5 protein-coding genes are annotated in these 19,341 nt (G+C 71.5%); 1 reads left to right on the forward strand and 4 read right to left on the reverse strand.

All coding sequences use genetic code 11. The features are described from left to right. Window positions 1-4: 4 nt before the first annotated feature. From IPJ78_01615 to IPJ78_01625, 3 genes are read right to left on the reverse strand one after another with little or no spacing between them, the layout of a single operon-like run. Window positions 5-772 (reverse strand): hypothetical protein, encoded by a 768-nt coding sequence (locus IPJ78_01615; GenBank protein MBK7905243.1) that lies wholly within the window; start codon window positions 770-772, stop codon window positions 5-7. Further along, window positions 769-2,787 carry a hypothetical protein gene (locus tag IPJ78_01620; protein ID MBK7905244.1) on the reverse strand — a complete coding sequence of 673 codons (2,019 nt, stop codon included), beginning with the start codon at window positions 2,785-2,787 and terminating at the stop codon, window positions 769-771. The genes IPJ78_01615 and IPJ78_01620 overlap by 4 nt, the downstream gene beginning before the upstream one ends. Next, a complete protein-coding gene (locus IPJ78_01625; protein ID MBK7905245.1) occupies window positions 2,787-14,861 on the reverse strand; it encodes a hypothetical protein in 12,075 nt (4,024 codons plus the stop codon). Before IPJ78_01625 ends, IPJ78_01620 begins: the two co-directional genes overlap by 1 nt. Before the next feature lie 215 nt (window positions 14,862-15,076). Between IPJ78_01625 and IPJ78_01630 the strand changes: the two genes are divergently transcribed. After that, window positions 15,077-17,866, forward strand: coding sequence for a hypothetical protein (locus tag IPJ78_01630; protein ID MBK7905246.1), 2,790 nt, complete (start codon window positions 15,077-15,079; stop codon window positions 17,864-17,866). Window positions 17,867-17,938: 72 nt separating this feature from the next. Here the strand turns inward: IPJ78_01630 and IPJ78_01635 are convergent, their stop codons facing one another. Next, a complete protein-coding gene (locus IPJ78_01635; GenBank protein MBK7905247.1) occupies window positions 17,939-19,276 on the reverse strand; it encodes an OmpA family protein in 1,338 nt (445 codons plus the stop codon). Window positions 19,277-19,341 lie beyond the last annotated feature (65 nt).

The raw sequence follows: 19,341 nt of genomic DNA on the forward strand, positions 1-19,341 counted from the left end.
CCGCTCACCGCGCCACCCCGAGCGTATCCGCCATGATGCGCGCGGCCTCATCGCGGCGGCCGAGCCGATGCAGCACCTCGATCTCGTGCTCGCGCACGGCGCGGCTGTCGGGATAGACGATGCGCAGCCGAGCAAGGCTGTCGCGCAAGCGCGGCAGCGTCCCAGCCGATTCGTGCGCGCGCAGGAGGGCGCGCCACCCGTCCTCGTCCTCCGGCGCGAGCTCGAACCGTGCCTGCCGCGTGCGGAGCGCGTCAGCCGGGCGCGCGAGCGAATCGAGCGCCTCGGCGCGCCACCGGAGCGCCTGCGTGTCGCGCGGAGCGGTGGCCTGCATCCGCTCGACGAGCTGGAGCGCGTCGGCCGCGTCGCGCGCGAGGAAGGCGGCGCGCACCTCGGTGCGCCGCACCTGATCGATCCCCGGCCACTCGGTGGCGAGCAACTTGATCGCCGCGCGCCCGCGCGGTCCGGCGGCGAGGAGTGTGTCGAGCCCGGCCGTGACGCGCGCGCGGGCGCGCGCCCGGCGATCGAGCGTCGCCTCGTCCGCCCCGCGCAGCGTGCTCGATCCTTCGGCGGGCATGAGTTCACGATCGACGGCCGCGAGCGCCGCGAGCGCCTCGCGCAGGCGATCGACGGTCGGCCGCACCGCGGGATCGAGCTCGGCGCGGAGCACCGGCTGCGGGCGGCGCGGCGGCGTCGCCTGCGCCTCGGCCGGCGCCGCCGCGACGAGCGCGATGGCGAGCAACACCGGCAGGAGACGCAGCGCGCGCACGCTCATGGGCGACGCTCCGCAGTGACGGCGACCGGACTCTCGTCCGACTCGTTGCCGTTCGTGTCGATGGCCCGCACGATGTAGCGCGACGTCGGCGTCCCGGCGCGATCGACGAACTCGAGCGCGGTGACCGGTGTCGCCGTCAGGCGCGTGCGCGGGCCGTCGGTGCGCTCGGCGCGATAGACGACGTAGCCGCGGAAGTCGAGGCTGACGACGCGCTCCCACTTCACCGTCGTCGCGCCGGCGGCCCGGACCGCCGTGACGCGACGGGGGGCGGGCGGCTTGGAGAGATCGCGGAAGGTGAGCGTGTCGATGACCGCCGGCCCGCGGTTGCCCGCCGAGTCGATGGCGATCACCGACCAGCGCGCGAGGCGCCCCTTGGTGGCGGTGGTGTCACGGATGCTGAGGGCCCCGCTCGCCGATACGGTCCCGACGAGGACCGGCGCACCGCCGGCGGCCGCCGACCGTTCGACGGCGTAGCGCACGACATCCACCGACGGACTCGGCGCCCACACCACTTCGACGTGACGACCGAGGACGTTGCGCACGAGGAGACTGCGCACGGCGTCCGGCGCCTCGTCGTCAGGCAGGCGATAGCGCACCGAGGCGAACGGCGACGTGTTGCCGGAGCTGTCGACCGCGACGACGCGCCAGGTGTACTCGCGGCCGGGTTCGAGCGTCGCGCCGTCGTAGCCGGAGTCAGCATAGGCGAGCGCGGCGAGCGGCTCGCCAGTGAGGCGCGCGAAGATCGTGTCGCCCGGCTCGGCGCGATGGATCTCGTAGCCACGGAGGTCGCGGTCGGCGGGCGCGCGCCAGGTGAGCCGCACCGCATGACCCGGCAGCGGCCGCACCGCGAGGGTCGACGGCGCGGCCGGCGCCGTGTTGTCGATCGCGCGCGTCGCAGCGGGATTGGACGGCGGTCCCGCGCGGCCCGCGTCGTCGAGCACGCGCACGCGATACGAGTAGATGATGCGGCCCCGCACGAGCGTGTCGACGAACTCGGGGGACTCGTACGGGATCGGCGTGCGCGTCACGCGCACGTAGGCCGAGTCGCCGCCGGCCGACCGCTCGACGTGATACGCGCGCGCCTGCGGCTCGGGCGGGAGCGTCCAAACGACGCGGATGCGCCCCTCCTCCACCGACGCGCCGACGGCGACCGGCGGCAACGGGCCCCGCTGCCCCGGCGCGCGCACCGTCACCACCGCGCTCGGCTCCGAGAGCCGGCCGATGAGGTCGGCGGCGCGGACGCGATACCGATAGAGCCGTCCCGGCTCGGCGGACTCGTCCGAGTGACCGCTCTCGCGATCGACGAGGCGCATGATCGGCCGCGCCGTAAGGCGGGCGAACGCGCCGGCACTGTCGGCGCGCTCGACGACATACGCGACGATCGGATCGTCCGAGGCGCCGGTGAAGGCGGGCGAGGGCCAGGTGATGGAGACCATGCCGTCGCGCACACGACCGCGCGGGGCCGCCGGCGCCGGGATCACCGTCGTCACGACGCGCACGACCGCGCCCACGCGCCGCAGCACGGAGTCGGGGCGCGAGAGCCGCACGAGCTGCGCCTCGTAGGTGTGCACGGAGCCGGGCGCGACGGTGGAATCGACGTAGAGTGCGCCGAGCGCCAAGGCGGTGCGCGGCGAGAGCACCTGCGCGATGCCGGTGGCGGACCCGCCGGCACGCAGGCGGCGCCAGGTCGGCAGCGAGCCGCGCGTGCCGGCGATCTCCTCGACGAAGGCCATGTCCGGCCCGACGATCTCGGCGAACTCGGCCGGTCCCTGTGCGCCGATCATCGGCTCGCGGTCGACGCGGACGCCGTCACGCGAGATGAACCATCCCTCGCCGTCGGATGGGGCGCGGCTCGGGTAGATGAAGACGCGTCCATCCGCGACGACGACGGCGAGACGGCCGCCCTCCGCCGCGGTACTGCCCGCGGTGGTGACCGGCGGTCCCTGCGCGGGGAGCGCGAGCGCCGTGGCGGCGGCGAGCGCCAAGCCGAGCAGCGGGCGAACGGAGTGACGCATCAGTGGACCCTCGCCGCGACGGCGGTGCTGCTGATGCCCGCGCCGTTGCGCGCGCGGACGTAGACGTAGAGCATCGGCTCCGCGAGCACGTTCGCCGGCAACGAGAGAATGAGCTGGCTGCTTCCCGCTGTCGCCGGATAGCTCGTGTACGGCAGGAGCATCTGCGTCGCCGCGAACTTCCCCGACGGCTCGTACGCCGACGTGCCGAAGGCGATGTCGACGCCGCCGATCCCGCTCTCCGGGTCCGCGGTGATCGCCAGCCGCACCCGCACGGCGTTCAACTGACGGTCCGGCACCACGCCTGGCGCGGACGGCGCGGTCACGTCGACGAGGATCTCGCCACTGATGTTCACGTCGCCCGCGACACCCGCACCATTCACGGCGCGGACCTCGACGCGGTGGTTGCCACCGGTCGCGACCGTGACCGGCAGGCGGATACCGCGCCCCGGCGTCACCTGGCTCGCGGGGAGATCCACCGCGGTCGCCGCGGGGAAGTCGCGCAGGATGGCGCCGTTCGGACCGCGCACGCGCACCTGATAGCCGCGCACCCCGCTCTCGGCGTCGGTCGAGAGCGTCGTGAGGTAGGCGATGAAACCGCCGGCGGCATAGTCACCGCAATGCATCGGCGCGCTCGGCCCCGTGGGGTCGGCGATGGTCACCGGCCCGTAGACGAGCGGCGCGGAGCGCGCACCGCCGCCGTTCCATGCGGCGAGCGAGATCCAGAGTGGACGTCCGTACAGCATGCTGGGCCCGCGCGCGACGAAGGTCGGCCCCGCCGCCGGGATGTCAGCCCACGGCGCGTTCGGGTCCGCGGCAGCGGGCGCGACGGTGTCGACCCGGAATCCGTAGGCGTAGATCCCGGTCTCGGGGTCACTCGCGGTGGGGAAGGCGAGCGTGATCGTCGGCGAGGTCGCGCCCACCACGCCGTTGTCGGGCGTGACGGTGAGCAGGCGCCCGTCCCACACCTTCGGCTGCGCCCCCCCGAGGCGGGCCCAGCCCGCGTAGCCGCAGACCGGTTCGAGCGGCGGCGTGTAGCCGCCGACGGTCATCCCGATGTAGGAGATGCCGGTCCTCGACCCCATCGTGTTGTAGAGCGGCGTGGAGCTCGGTGGCGGTCCAAGCGTGGTCCCCGCGGCGAAGGCGGGCGGCGTGACGTCGTGCCGGAGCGCGGGCGACTTGCGCGCCGGTCCCATGAGGCCGGCGCCATTCCGCGCGCGGACCTCGACGAAGATCTCCTTGTCGGCCGGCAGCACGAGCCCGTTGATGGTGACGCTCGTGCGGCCACCCGCGCTGGTCCAGGGGAGGAGTTCGGTCGCCGTGGGCGGGCGCGGCAGCGAAATGCCGCCCCCCCCGCCCAGGAAGGAGAGCGTGGTGCTGCCGCCCGTCGCGGGAGTGAGCGTCACGACCCGATAGAGATACTCGGCGATCCCGCTCTCGGGATCGTTCGCCGACCAGCTCGCGACGAAGTGGTCACCGGTGCCGGTCCAGAACTGGGTCGCGCCGATCGCGCTGACGCGCGAGATGAGGCCGGGGAACTCGACGACGGGACCGCTCGGCGCCGTGATATCGGTCGGCGGCGTCGCGACCTGCGTGACGGGGTTCCCGTTCGAGCCGCGACGGAAGGTGACGGTGTACGAGGTCAGCGATTGCGCGGTGAAGCCGGCACCGCCGCGCACCTGGAGGCGCTGGTTCATCGGCACGCTCGTGCCGGCGAGATCGGTGGTGTACGCCCAGCGCCGCGCGTTGCCCTGCGCGCCGACGGTCATGAGCGAGTCGGCGCCTTCCTGCATGAGGTACTCGTAGATGCCGCGCGCGTGCGTGCCGCTCCACGTGGACTGGATCGACGAGAGGAAGCCGAAGTCGGTGACGGTGACGGTGGTGGTCGCCATCCGCGGCGTCGCGAGCAGCTCGGCCAGCGAGGCGCGCCGTGCCGTGTAGGCCTGCCCGATGCTGTCGGTGGCGCCGTAGTTGCGGAGGTAGCCGTCGTAGAGGTCGTGCAGCGTGCCGACGAGCTCGCGCTGCCGCTGGTTGAGCGAGCCGAGCTGCGTCGTGATGTTCGCGTGCATGTCCCGCATCGCGCGGACGACGGGGCGCGCACTCGCGTCGGCGCTCGCGACCAGGCCCGCGGCACCCGAGAGCGCGGTCGTCAGGCCGGTGTTCGCGACGCCCCACCAGGCCTGGAGGCCGTAGTCCATCGCCTGCGTGCGGAACCACTCGATCTCGAGATTGAGGTTCTCCGACGCCCCGCCATTGCCGGGATCGTTGCGGAGCGTGGTCACGTACGAGTTGGCGGTCGCCAGATGCGTCGCCGCGTTGCTCTGATAGCTCGCGAGGATCGATTGGTCGCCGCTCCACGAGGTGAGCAGTCGCGCGCGATGGAGGGCGATGGTGTCGATATGGAAGATCATCCGCAGACGCTGGATGCGGTCGGGCTGCGCCGTGTTCGCGCGCTCGAGATCGACCATCGCCTCGATCCGGTCGCTCAGCTTCTGCACGACGTTCGCGCGCTCGGTCGCGAGCGTATCGAGCTTGCCCTGGACCCAGCCGCGGCGCCGCATCCGGAAGTCGATGTCGGCGGCGAACTGGTGCTCGATCGCCTCGACCACGTCGTTGTGCACGCGGGCATAGCTCGCGAACGAGTTCGGGTCGCTCGCGGTCGTCGCGGCCATCACCGTCGTGAGCCCCGCTTCGACCTTCGCCAGCTGCGCGCGCAGCGCCGGGGCGGCGGCCGCGCTCGACCGCGCGGCCGTGGTCATCGTCGAGCGCGCCGTCGCGGCGAGCCGGTCGTCGAGCTCGAAGCGCGGGGGATTCGCGACGATCATCGTCGCGCGACCGTCCGTGCCGACCGGTCCCGGCACGAGCGACGGCGAGCCTGAGGCGCTGTCGGTCACCGGATCGACCGGGGCGACGAAGGCCGCGGCCTGTTCGGCCGCATCCAGATCCAGGCGCAGCGCGCGGATCCGTGTCTCCACCTCGGCCCGGCGATCGGCGATGACCTGCAGCTTCACGCGGGCCTCCTCGCGGAGCTGCTTCACCAACGCCGTGTCCGACCCCGCCGACTTCTCGCGCAGCGTCCGGTCGTAGAAGGGGATGTACGGATCGTTCGATGTGATCGGCGCGAAGCCGGCACCATACGTCCCCTCCCCAGCGATGAAGATGCCCCAGAAGAGGAGGCGCTCGCCGGCCGACCACCGCTGGAAGTTGTCGTAGGCCGCACTGAGGCTCGCCTCGGACACCCCGAGCGGCGTCCGCGCCCGTTCCTGCGCCGCCGCGTCGATCCCCGCGAGGATCCGATTCGCCTCGGCCGTCAGGTCCGCCGCGATCTGCTCCGCGCGCGCCAGGACCGCCGCGAGCTCCTGATTCTGTCCGAGCCCCGCCGCGAAGCCGGCGTTGGTGTACTGCACCCAGACATCCACGCGGAGCTCGGGCACGCCGACCACGCGCGCCGTGCCCTGCGCGTAGATCGCGAGCTCCGGCTGGATGACGAGCGCGCCGACCAGTTCGATCGCGCCGGTGATGCCGAGCGCGGTCACGTTGCCGTACAATCGCAAGTACGCCCCGAGATCGTTCGTCGACGGCCGGAACCAGATGCGGAGGTTCGCCCCCACATCCACCGACACGATGCTCGTCGCCCGCTGGACGCGGAAGCCCAGGTTGGCGGTGAAGCCGCTCGGCACGATGATCACGTCGGCGTACGACTGGATCGTGCCGAGGATCATCAGGTCCACCTTGCCCTTCACGGCGAAGACGTTGCTGCCGGCGAAGAACTCGACGCTCGCCGTGCCCTTCACCGTGCTGTCCATCTTGATGTCGAGCGCGACCATGCCGCGCACATACGCGGCCGGCTCCCAGCCGACCTGCAGCGCGAGGTCGCCGGTGATCTGGTCGGTCAGGTTGAAGAACGTCGCCGTCGCGTTGATCTGGAACGCCTTGTCGGTGATCGTGACGAGGGCCTTGCCTGCCGCGACCGAGGCGCCGTTGACCCCGCCAACCGCGAAGCCGGCGTAGAGCATCACGGCGAACTTGCTCGCCGGTGGCATGCCGATCCGGTTCGCCGCCGGTCCGTTCATCCCGGCCACGCTCTTCACGAGCAGGAGATCGGACGGATACGGGTTCACGAAGAGCCCGCCGCCCACCTCGGTGAGCGTGACGATCCCGGGGACGATGGGCACGGTGAGGCTCGTCCGCAGGAAGATGCCTGCGCGGAACACCCCTGCCCGCTGCCCCATCACGCCGACGAGGCCGATCCGGTAGGCGCTCAGCAGCACGCCTTCCGTCGACAGCGCCATGTCGAACCCGTCCGGGAACTCGTCATAGCTCATCGACGCCTTGAACTCGATGACGCCCGGGATCTTGACCGCGAGGTTCTCGATCAGGAAGTGGTTCGTGCTGTCGGCGCTCTTCACGTAGACGAGCACGCGGTCCACGCCGCCCGAGAAGACGTCGGCGATGTCCACCGAGGCGCCGAAGTCGACGAACATCGAGACGGCGGTGAGCGCGCTGTCGCGCTGGATCTCGCCGTTCGAGGACGGCGGCCGCGCCACCGGGACATAGATGCTCGTGTCGCTCTCGGAGAACGCGAATTTGCCGACGACGATCTTGACCTTGTCCTGGATCGTCAGCGTCCCGCCGTCGATCCGCGCCGAGCCGAGGCGGATCTCGCCCTCCGACGTGAATCCGACGTGCTGGAAGGTCAGCGACCCGCCGCTCCCGGAGAGGTCGAGCCCCAGCTCGCCGCTGATGTCCACCTCGAATCCGCCGGTGGGCGTCGAGGTCGCGGTCACGTCGCGCAACACCAGCGCCACCGGGCCCATCGTCATCGTGATCGACCCGGGCATCGTGAGCCCGCCCCACGTCACCTGCCCCACCGCGCTGATCCGCAGGCCCGGTGTGACGGTGTTCCCCTGCACGCTGCCGAAGCGCAGCAGGTTCTCCTGCTTCTCCTCGATGTAGACGTCCGCGACGATGCCGACCGCGGTGTTCGCCATGTTGCTGAAGTCGAGCTCGACGTCGAGCCGCCGCAGGTGGAAGGCGGCGATGCCCACGCTCAGCTTGGTCTGCGCCGTCGCGAGCCCCTCCGCCTCGGCGATGACCACGATCCGTCCGCCGCCGGTCACCGTGCCGTCGGCGTTGATCCGGACCATGATCTCCTGCGCCGCCTGCTGCGTGAACGGCTTCGGCAGCCGCACGTCGCCGCGCAGCTCCAACCCGTTGTTCACGATCGACGCCTGCGTGAGCCGCGCGGTGTTCGCGATCAGATCGATGGGCTGCGAGAGGAAGTTCGCCCCCTGCAGTGCGAACTGGCCGTCGGTCGAGAATTGCAGGCCGATGAACCGGGTCGTGTTCTGCAGGAGCGTCACGTGCCCCGAGAGCGTGAAGCGGACGACCCCGCGATCGAACGCGATCCCGATCGCCGGCGCCACCTGCGTCGTCCCCACCGTCGAGTCGCGCAAGGCGAACCGCGCCCCGAAGAGGTCGAACTCCTTCGTGTTCGCGGGCGCCGTCACCGACACCGAGGGGATCGCGATCCCCGCCGAGCCCACCTTGAAGTCCTCGACCCCGAGCGAGAAGCCCGGCGCGACGGTCGGCAGGCGGATCGACCCGCCCAGCACCACCGCGAACTCCTGCGCCGTCGCGGTCACCGCGAGCGCCGGCTTGTTCGCTCCGTTCTCGAGCCGCAGCTCTGCCACGCCGATCGGGATCGGCGTCTCGGCATCACTCACGTCGGCCGTGCCGCGGAAGCCGTTCGCATCGACGGTCGCCGCGAGATGGATCACGCGCGGCGCACCGCTGGGCAGCTTGAACAGCGACGACTTGATGCCACCCGAGATCCGGATGACGTTCGCGTTCGGCTGCAGGGTCAGCTCGGCGCCGGTGAACGCAACCGAGAGCGTGTCGCCGAGCAGGTTCGCCTGCGCGATCGGCGTCGCGGTCGGGTCGAAGACCTCCGAGTAGTCGCCGAGCTCGATCACGCCGGTGAGACCGGTGGCCGTCACCTCGAGGTTCCGGAACTCGAGATCGACGTCGGCCAGCGGTCCGGGCAGCTTGGCTCGTGCTCCCGCGCGCAGGCGGAAGCCGCCCGTGTCCGCGCCGAAGCCGAGCTCGGTGATGCTGATCGGCAGCCCCTGCATCGGCACGAGCGACTGCCCGGCCGCCGCCACCAGCTGCAGACCACCCGAGACCGGCCGCATCGTGCGCGAGTTCAGCACGAGGTCGAACTCGGCCTGCACCTCGGGGACCGGTCCGCCGTTCGCGAGCGCCGGCAATCCGACGGTGATGCGCTGGTTCGGGAGTGTGCGCAGCCGCACGGTCTCCGCGCTGAACACGGTCTCCACCAGCAGGAGCGACGTGTCCGCCGGATTCCGCAGCTGGACCCAGGCCACGTCCTGGCTCGGGAGTCCGAGGCGCGCCGGGATCGGTAGCACGGCGAAGACGTTGCCGGGCCAGAATCCGACCGAGTCGGCGTAGGCGATCAGCTGGCCGCCCGTGTCCCGGAGGTTGATGCGGCCGCGCGCGATGGCCACCCGGCCCGTGGTCGAGATGGTGAAATCGTTCGCGAACTCGCCAGCGAGGGCTGCATAGTCGTTCCCGCCGAAGCCGAGCGAGGCCGTCCCCGTCCCGCTGATGTGCAAGCCGGCGCTGTCGATCACCGCGCCCTGCGGCAGCACCAGGCGCGCCGAGGCCGTGCCGCCGCGCGGCGTGGTGACCGGGTACACGCCGAAGAGCAGCGACCCGTCGTCGGGGATCTCGATCCCCACCGCGGCGTCCGCCGTGAGGCGGATGCGGCCGCTCGTGAGCGCGAGGGAGTTCAGATCGAACGCCACGTCCTCGAACGCGACGTCCACCCCCGCGCCCTCATTCGTGCGGAGCTGCCCGGTCGCGCCGAAGCGGAGCTCGTCGGCCGTGAGCGATGCCTGACTGACGATGAGCTTGAGGAACGGGTTCGCCGTGTCCGGCGCCCAGAAGAAGGGCTGGTCGATCGCGATCGAGGCGTCGCGGACGATGCCCTCGTCCACATCCACCACCAGGCGACCCGTCGCGGAGACCGTCTCGCCCGGCGTGTCGCCCGGCACGCGCAGCGTCGCCGCCATGTCGAGCGCGACGTCGACGCGGCTCCGCACCGCGTCGTAGCCGAAGGTGACCGTGCTCTGGCCGAACGTGAGGTCGAACGGTCCGAGGTCCATCGGGCAGCGCGGCAGCACGTTGCGCATCGAACCGCGGATGGTGCCGTTGCTCGCGAGGAAGAGCGTGTCGGCCCCCGGCAGCATCGGGACGTACCGCGTGGCCGCGTCGGCGCAGGCCATCAGGTCGGGGAGCCGCAGGTCGGCGATCACGCCGATGCTGATGTCGGGGGCTTCGCCGTCCGCGACGCGGAAGTCGCCGAACGCGCCGCGGATGTCCGCGACCGGCGTGCGGATGGGCACCGGGATCTCGATCGGTTCGAAGTGCCCGGTGAACGCGCCGTTGGTCACGCCGACGTCGAGCGCGCGGAGCGCGATGCGCGCCGCCTGCCCTTCGACCGCGGACGGGAGGTCCTCCACCGCGAACTCGAGGTCCACGCCGAAATCGAAGGTCGGGGGCGGCGCACCCGCGAACCAGTTCCAGCGGAACTCGCTCACCCGGAAGGCCAACGCCCGCACCGCGAAACCTCCCACGCGCACCTCGGTCACCGTCGGCGCGAAGGGGTTCGTCGCATCCGGCGCCACCGGCGTCGAGCCCATCTCGAAGGACGGGATCACCATGCCCTGCGGCGTGATCCGGATGTCGCGGATCTCGGGGAGCTTGAGACTGTCGAGGGCCGGCACCTGGAGCCCGACGTCGAACAGGAGCTCGAAGTCGAAGCGCTTGGTCGCGAAGTCCCACCGGAAGGTCGGGGCGCGCACGCGACCGAGCCGCAGGTCCACTCCCGGCAGGCGGACCGTCGTCAGCGAGTCGAGCGCGCGGAAGTCGATGAGCGCCGCCTCTTCAGGCGAGAGCCGGAAGGTCGCCTTCGCGAGTTCACTCTCGCGCTGCCGTTCGGCATCGAAGTACGCGAGCCGCCCCGGCAGCTCGAGGCGCCACCGGAAGTCGGAGCCGAGCTTGCCCTGCGCGGTGAAGCGCAGCGAGTCGAGATGGAACTTGACGAGCTCCGACCCGCTGACGAGCGGCAGGTCGTCGCGGAAGACCTGCTTGGCATCGGCGGTGAGCTGTCCGTCGCCGCGGATGCCGATCGCCAGGTGCATCGGCTCCGCCTGGTCGCCCCACGCGGCCAGCCGACCGTGCGCGAGGAAGCTGGGCTCCCCGTCGCGCACGGCGCGGAAGATCACCGAGTCCACCTGCAGCGGGAAGTCGGGGTTCGCGAAGTCGTCGGCCGCGAGCCCCGCCGCCGCCGCGACGATCTCGCCGGCAAGCGGGCGCCAGGTCCCCTTCTCCAGCGTGAGGTCCATCGCGATCGTCGCCGCCGGCGCCGACGCGCGGTTCCCCTTGAGCGCCGGGATCACGAGCCGCACCGGCGTGCCGGCGCGCGTGGTGATGCGCGGCCCCTCGGGCGTCTCGTTCACTTCCACCAGCAACGCCCGCTGCGCATCGCGCAGCACGACGTACGCGGCGCCACGGTCGGGCAGGAAGAGCGTGTCGGGGATGAGCGTCTGCACCAGCTCGGCGATCGCGAAGCGCCATCCGGAGGGTTCGAGGAAGGCGATCGGATACTGGTTCACCTTGAAGAGCGCGCGCCCTGCGGTCACGCGCCCTTGGGCCGGGCGCATGGCGAAGCCGTTCTCGAACGCGACCGACGCGGCGTCGTAGCGCGACCCGAACAGCGACGCCTGCGCGGGAGCGGTGCCGCTGATCCGCATCCCCTGCGCGTCCATCGTCGGCGTCGAGGGGAGATTGAGCCGGATGTTCCCGCCGAGTCCGCCAGAGGGATCGAACGACCCGGTGGCGTCGACGAGCGAGAAGCCGAAGAGGTTGGTGCTGCTCACCGCGGTCCCGGTGGCGGCGAGCGCGCCTTCGCCACCGCCCGTGACGGCGCCGCCGATCGCCGCCGCGCCCACCGAGAACGCCGCCGACGAGATCGACGATTCGAGTGCGAGCCGCCCGTCGAAGGTGATGGTGCCGGCCGCGAGGTCGCCCGTCGACGGATCGAGCCGCACGCCGGCGAAGGTCACGCCGACCGTGTCGTCCTTCGTCGTGTAGGTCGAGTCGGGACGGGCAGCGGTGTTGGTGCTCTTCGCTTCCGCGGTCGTGTGCCGGACGATCGTCCGCTGGCGTCCCTCGACGTGCAGGCCGAGCGTGTCGAGCGACGCCTCGGCCACGATGAACTTCACGAAGCCGACGTCGAGCTTGAACGGGCCCTTGAGCGCGATCTTGCCGCCGAGGAAGCGCGAGCGGATCCAGTCGAGCTTCGCCAGCGCGCGCACCGTGTCGCTCGCCCCCGAGGCGAGTCCGCTCCCGAGGCTCGTCGCTGCGGAGGTCGCCGAGCCGACCGTGCTGGTGTCCTTCTTCGTGGTGGTGTCGGCCTTCTTCGACTCGTCGATCTTGCCGAAGTCGACCTTCACCGAGCCGTCGTAGAGTGCCGTCTGCGCGCCGGTCGTGTCGACGCCGAGCACGAAGGTGCCGCCGGCGAGGTTGAGCTTCGCGAACCGGAGATCGAAGGTCGCCCAGCTCGCCTTGAAGCCCGCCGCGGTGCCGAGGAGCCGGCCACGCGACGTGAGGCGGATGTCGCCCGAGAGCGGCTCGCGCGGCGGGCCACCGAGGCAGCCGATGACGATGATCCCGCAGTCCGGACGATGGTCCGTCGCGGAGCCGGTGATCGCCGGCAGTTCGGTGATGTGCGCCGCGCTGTCGAGCGCCAGCCGCACCGCCCCATGCACGCTCGAGATCATCACGTGCAGGTTCTCGGCCGCGTAGAGCTTGCACCCGTCGCCGTCGAACCGCTTCTCCTGCAGCGGGGCCTCCAGGCGGCCTCGCGCGATGATGAGCGTGTCGACCTCGAGCGGCATGCTGTTGAGGCAGCTGCTGTTCGCCTGACCGATGAGCGGGAGGCGCACCCAGCTCGTGCCGGAGCCCCACTCGAAGCCGGGATCCTCCCCGCGGAGCCAGCGCGCGTAGGGGATGAGCCCCCCCCGGAGCCCGATCGTGCGCGGGACGATCCCGAAGCCCTGCAGCTCGGCGTAGCCGGAGGTGGAGGTCCCGGGCTGGTCGGAACTCGTCGACGGCACCTGCACGCCGTTCTCGTCGAGCCGCACGTCCTTGATGGTCGGCAGGTTGAGGTCACGCGCCGCGCGCACCTCGGGCTCGAGGTCGACGAGCGCGCGCCAGACCAGCGACGCTCCCGGCGCGTACTCGAGCCGCTCGATGCGCAGGTTCGACATGCCCATCGTCACCCAGCCGAAGTCGGCGCGCGCCACGCCGGCCTCGCACGACGGCTGCTCGTCCTCGCGCTTGATCGCATCGCGGACGAACACCATCGTGAACTGGAGCACGCACGACTGGTCGGCATCGCCGAACACGCTGAAGGTCGCCGGTGCCCGGAGCTCGCTGCCGAGCGTGTCGGTCAGGAAGTCCGCCGCGAGCGACCCGGCGACGGTGCCGAACGTGAGGAGCGACCGCGCCTGCGACGTGTCCGGACGGAAACCCTTCGAGGGATCGCAGAAGACCGGCATCCGCACGATCCCTCCCTCGACAGCGCCCGTGGCGGGGCAGCCGACCTCCTGTTCGAAGAGGAGCACCTGGCCGCTGAACTCGAGGCGTCCGTCGGGCAGCGTGAGCCGTGCGCCGGTCGCCGCGTACTGCACCGGCGCGCGGCCGATCGTGCGGATGGGAGCGCTGACCGACCGTGTACCTTCGAGCCGACCGAAGAGCCCCGTCGTGGTGAGCTGCACCACGCCCGTGAGCGGGACCGCTGCCGCGCCGGGGAGCTTGAGCATCGCGGTCGCGCGGAAGCCGGTCGCCGGCGTGTACGTCAACGGCGCGAACGTCACGAGACCGCGCAGATTCGCCGGGATGTATGCCTCCGGCACGGCGGCCTCGATCGTGCCCGAGAGCACGGAGAGCTCGCCGCCCCGGAAGCCCGCGCGCAGCCCCTTCACCTGCACCTCCTGCTCCTTCGCGCCGACCGCGCCGAGGAACTGCAGCGTCACCGGACCGTCGATGGTGACGTCGGTCTCGGTGCGCGTGATCCGCGCGTCCTTGAGGCCGGTGAGCTGCGCGACCCCGGGCATGAGCACCAGCACATCGGGCAGATCCGATACCCTCCCCACCGGCTGGAGCAGGTCGTCCGACATCGCGAACGACCAGATCTCGCTCGCGACCCCGTCGCGGAAGAGCTGCTTCCCCGCGTCGTCCACGGCCCGCACGCGCCACGCATAGCGCTTGGTGCGCTCGAGCGGGAGCGCGTCCAGTGGATAGATCAGGAACGGGGTCGCGGTGACCGATCGCAGCACCGGGATGTTCGACTCGAGCGCCGCGCGCGGCTGCTGCTTCTCGTCGAGCAGTTCGACGACGGTCACTTCGTAGTTGAGCCCCACCGAGGGCGGCGCCAGCACCGGCGTCCACTGGAAGAACGGCTGCGTCGAGACGACGAGGTCGTTGTCCTGCGGGGAGAGCAGCTGTGGCGGATCCGGCTGGAGGATCGAGAACTCGGCGCACGCCTCTGTCGCCTGGGTGCCCGCCGTCCCGATCAGCACCCGCGCGCAGGCGCGGTAGTCGCCTTCGGGGATCTGGCCCGTCTTCAGCGCGCCGTCGGTGATCGCCGCGTTGCGGGAGACCGTCGTCCACTCGAAGACGGCGTCGCGCACACTATATAGGTAGGCCGTCGGCCCACCGGCGACCGTGACTGTCGGGCTCTCGGTCGTCCCGACCAGGCCGCGCGTCGTGCTCGTGAGCGTTACCCGGACCCGGAAGTCGGTCGCCGCCGTCCCCGTATAGGTCAGGGACAGCAGGGCGGTCGACGGCACCCGCTCCCAGTCCGTCAGGTACGGGCTCGGCGTCGGGGAGATCGTGAGGACCCCCGACCAGTCAGGGGACTGGGCCGCCACCGGGATCGACGTGCACAGGGCCCCCGCCACGAGGGCGAGAGCCGAACGCCGGAGCATAGCGCGGGCCGAATCGAGGAGCAACGGACCTCTGGGTAGGGGCTCGGTCCGGCGGTCTGACCGAGGTCGACGGTGTAGCGGCCGCGAACCTACTCCGCCCTTCTCAGGGCCACATCATTCTGGTATCATGTTCCTATGGCATTGCGGGGCAACGGCTTAACGGCCATTGGACTCGCGTGAGCGCCATGTTCCGCGCACTCCCACGAACGGTTCACATGTTCAGAGTCCGGTTGCTCGGCACGCCGCACCTCGAATCCGACCGCGGCGTGGTCCCTCAGGGGCCGAGGCGCATCGCGATCCTTGCCGCGCTCGCCGCGGCGGGACCCGCCGGACTCACGCGCGACAAGCTCATCACGCTGCTCTGGCCCGAGGGCGACGCGGACCGCTCGCGCCGGAACCTCTCGCAGCTGCTCTACGCCATGCGCACCGAGCTCGGCGCCGACCTCGTCGAAGGGACGGGGAGCCTCCGGCTCGACCCCGCGCAGTGCGAGGCCGACGTCATCGCCTTCGACGCCGCCGTCGCCGAGAAGCGATGGGCGGACGCGCTGGCTGCCTACGGCGGCCCCTTCCTCGACGGCTTCCATCTCGCCGAGAGCGCCGAGTTCTCGCAGTGGTCCGATGCGGAACGCGATCGTCGCGCGGTGCAGGCGCGATCGGCGGCCGTCCGGGTCGCCGAGGCCGCCGACGAGCCCGCGGCGCGCGCGACCGCTTGGCGTCGGGCGCTCGCTCTCGACCCCCTGAGTGCCGCCTTCACCCTGCGGCTGATGGACGCGCTCGCCGCGCAGGGGGACCGGGCCGGCGCCATTCGAATCGCGGAACAGCATGCGACGATGCTCAAGGGTGAGCTTGATGCTGCACCGGACGAGCAGGTGGTGCGACGCGCCGAGGAGATCCGGCGCGCACCGACGGACGGCGCAGCGCCACTGCCGTTCTGGGTAGCGCCCTCGAGCGATCCGACGACCGCTTCGGTCACTCCCGTGCCCGCGGAGTCGCCGGCCAACGCCGACGCTCCCGCGCCGCGACCCGCCCAGTCGCCGCGCCGTCGATCACTCGCGCTCCTGACGCTGGCCGCGGCGATCGCGCTGGTCGCGCTCGCCGGGTTCGCTTGGTCGCGTCGCGCGCCGGCTCGCCTCGCCTACGACGAGTTCGTGCTCATCTCGCAGTTCGAGAACCGCACGCCGGACACCCTGCTCTCGCACACGCTCGGGGCAGCGGTCGCCGCCGCGATGCAGCAGTCGGCCTTCGTCGTGCCGCTCCCGCGCAGCCGCGTCGCGGCCGCCATGCGCCGCATGAAGCGCGCCGACAGCACCGAGTTCCTCCCGCTCGACCTCGCGCGTGAGGTCGCCGAGCGCGAGAACGTGCGCTTCGTCATCGCCGGCGAGCTCGTCGCCCTCGGTCCGTCGCGACAGCTGATCACCAGGATCCTCGAGTCGGGGAGCGGTCGCGTCGTCGCCGCCCATACGTTCGTCGTGCCATCGGACACGATGCTCCTCGAGGCGATCGACCGCGCCGCGCGGACGCTGCGGCGTGACCTCGGCGAGGCGCGCGCGACGGTGAGCGCCTCACCCGGGCTGCCTGACGTCTCGACGCGCTCGCTCGCCGCACTCCAAGAGTACGCCCTCGCCATCGAGGCCGAGCGACGGAACCAGCTGGCCGTCTACCGCGGCTACCTGCTCCGCGCCGTCGAGCTGGACCCGGACTTCGCGGTGGCGCACGCCAAGCTCGCGGAGCACTTCGCGTTCAACAACGACGTCCCCAACTCGCGTCGGCACGGCGATCTCGCGATGGCCCTCGCGGACAGCCTGCCGCTCACCGAGGCGCTGCGGATCCAGATCTCCGTCTCCTGGTCTCGCGGGGACCGTGAGTCGATGGTGCGCGCGAGCCGCACCTACCTCGGGCTCCGCCCGCGCGATTTCGTGGCGTGGACGCGACTCGCCTTCAGCCTGTTCTCGGCCGGCCAGCACGTCGAGGCGCGCAGCGCCTATGCCACCGCCGACCGCCTCTCGCCGCTGAGCGCCGGCTCGGTGCTCAACTGGGGCACGGCCTGGCTCTCCGCGGCCCGACGCGGCGGCGCGGCGGAGTTCGACTCGGCGCGCACCTACTACGAGCGCGCGTTCCGCACCGACTCGACGCTCGAGTTCGACACGTTCTACAACCATCAGTACGGGATGATCCTCGTCGGGGCCGGGCTACCGGACTCGGCACGCGCCACGTATGAACGCATGCGCACGCGTTCCGACCTTGATCGCGCGCGCGCCCTGCGCTCCCTCGCGTACCTCGACGCCCATCAGGGCGAGTGGAGTGCGGTGGCCGAGCGGCTCGCCGAGGCGGCCGACATCGGGACGAGGAAGCTCCAATGGACGACCGCTCTGCGGAATGAGGCGCTCGTGGCGGAGACAGACGCGATGCTCGGGCAGCGGGCGCTCGCCGGTCCGGCGCTCGCCCGCGCCACCGCGATCGCCGCGCGCGAGCCGCTCGAGGCGCGCATGATCGCCTTCATCGCGCTCGCGCAGGTGAGGGTGGGCGATCTCGCCACCGCGCGGCGGCTGCGCGACCGCATGCGCGAGCTCGCGCGTCCGGATCATGATGCCGAGCAGGGCTCCCTTGCGTTCGTGAATGGCGCGATCGAACTCGCCGCTGGCAACGCGGGGCTCGCGCGCGAGATGATCGAGTCGGGGTTCCGTCGCGACTCGACGAACGCCCAGGGCCGGGTGCTCCGGGCACGCGCATTGGAAGCCGCCGGCGAGGATGCGCTCGCGCTCAAGGCGTGGGAGGCGGTCACCGCGGCCTTCGAGTTCGGCGCCGAGGGCCAGTTCGAGTGGCAGTTCGCGGACGCGGAACGGGCCCGGCTGCTCGAGCGCCTCGGCCGCACCGACGAAGCCGTCAGCGCGCTCCGCCGGATCGTCGCCCGCTATCCCGCGCGCGCGAACGCCGTCGAGCCGACCGTCCTCACCGAGGCGCGCGAACGCCTGCGTCGCCTCGAGTCCCGGCCACCGCGCTCCTGACGGGCGCCGGCCCAGGAACACGAAGGGGCGCCCCAGGCGGGGCGCCCCTTCGTCACGGCAGGACCTGCGCGATCAGTTGGTCTTCTTGAGCTCCACGCGGCGATTCTGCGACCGACCGGCCGGCGTCGCGTTGTCCGCGACCGGCACCGTCGGACCGTAGCCCTTCGCCGTGAGGCGGGCGGCCGCCACACCCTTCGAGACCAGGTAGGCGCGGACCGACTCGGCACGGGCGCCGGAGATCCGCGTGTTGTTCGCCACCGAGCCGGTGTTGTCGGTGTGGCCCTGCACCTCGACGTTCACATCCGGCGCGCCATTGAGGGTCTCGGCCATCTTGTCGAGCACCACCTTCGCGGCCTCGGTGAGGATCGCGCTGCCGGTGGCGAAGGTCACGCCCTCGAGCACGATGTTCGCCTTCCCTTCCTCGAAGACGCGCGCGCAGCCGCGCGCATCGACCGCCGTGCCGCGCGCCGTATTGGCACAGGCATCCACGTTGTCCATGACGCCGTCGCCGTCGGTATCGACCGGGACCGCGCACCCGTTCGCATCCACGCGCGTACCGGCCGGCGTGCTCGCGCAACGATCGGCGTTGTCCATCACGCCATCGCCATCGGAATCGACCGGGACCGGGCAGCCGCTCGCATCGATCCGCGCGCCGGCCGGCGTGTTGGCGCAGCGGTCGTTGTTGTCCATCACGCCATCGCGATCGGAGTCGACCGGCACCGCGCAGCCGCTCGCGTCGACGCGCGTGCCGGCGGGGGTGTTGGCGCAGGCATCGTTGGCGTCGATGACGCCGTCGCGGTCGCTGTCGGCCGGCGGGGCGGGCGCCGGCGCGGGGGCCGGGGCAGGCGCGGCCGGGGCCGGCGCCGCATCGCTGTCACGGAAGCGCCAGACGATCCCGAACTGCAGCGCCAGGTGCGTGTGCTCGATGTCATTCGCGAGCGTCTCGCCGATGGGGCTGACGAACTGCTCCACGATGCCGTCGACGCGGAGCGACGAGCGACCCGAGAGGCGACGTTCGACGCCAACGAGGGCGGTCACGCCGTCATCCGGCCACTTGCCACCCGGACCGACCGGATTGATGTACTCGCGGACCCACCCGGCCCCGACGATCCCCGTCCACTTCTCGGTGAACGGGTGGTGATACGCGAGACGCGCCGCGAAGGGCATCATCAGCGTATAGGTGGCCTTCTCGGTCTCGGAACGCGAGAGATCGAACTCGAGCGCGAGATTGCGCTTCAGATAGAGTCCGAGCCGACCGCCGCCGCCGAGGGGCATCTTGTCGGTGAGACCATCATCCGGCACGGTCGCGCGAAGGAACAGGCCGAGGTCGACCGCTCCTTCTTCCTGTGCCAGCACGGGAGAGGCAACGCCGAGCGTGAGCGCGGCGCCAAGGATGAACAACGAACGCATGGTGACTCCGGAAAGATGACTGTGGGGTTCCGGCCTGGCTTCACCGCCTGATGCGGTGTGGTCCC

It is taken from the genome of Gemmatimonadota bacterium (assembly GCA_016714015.1).
Lineage (GTDB): Bacteria > Gemmatimonadota > Gemmatimonadetes > Gemmatimonadales > Gemmatimonadaceae > Pseudogemmatithrix.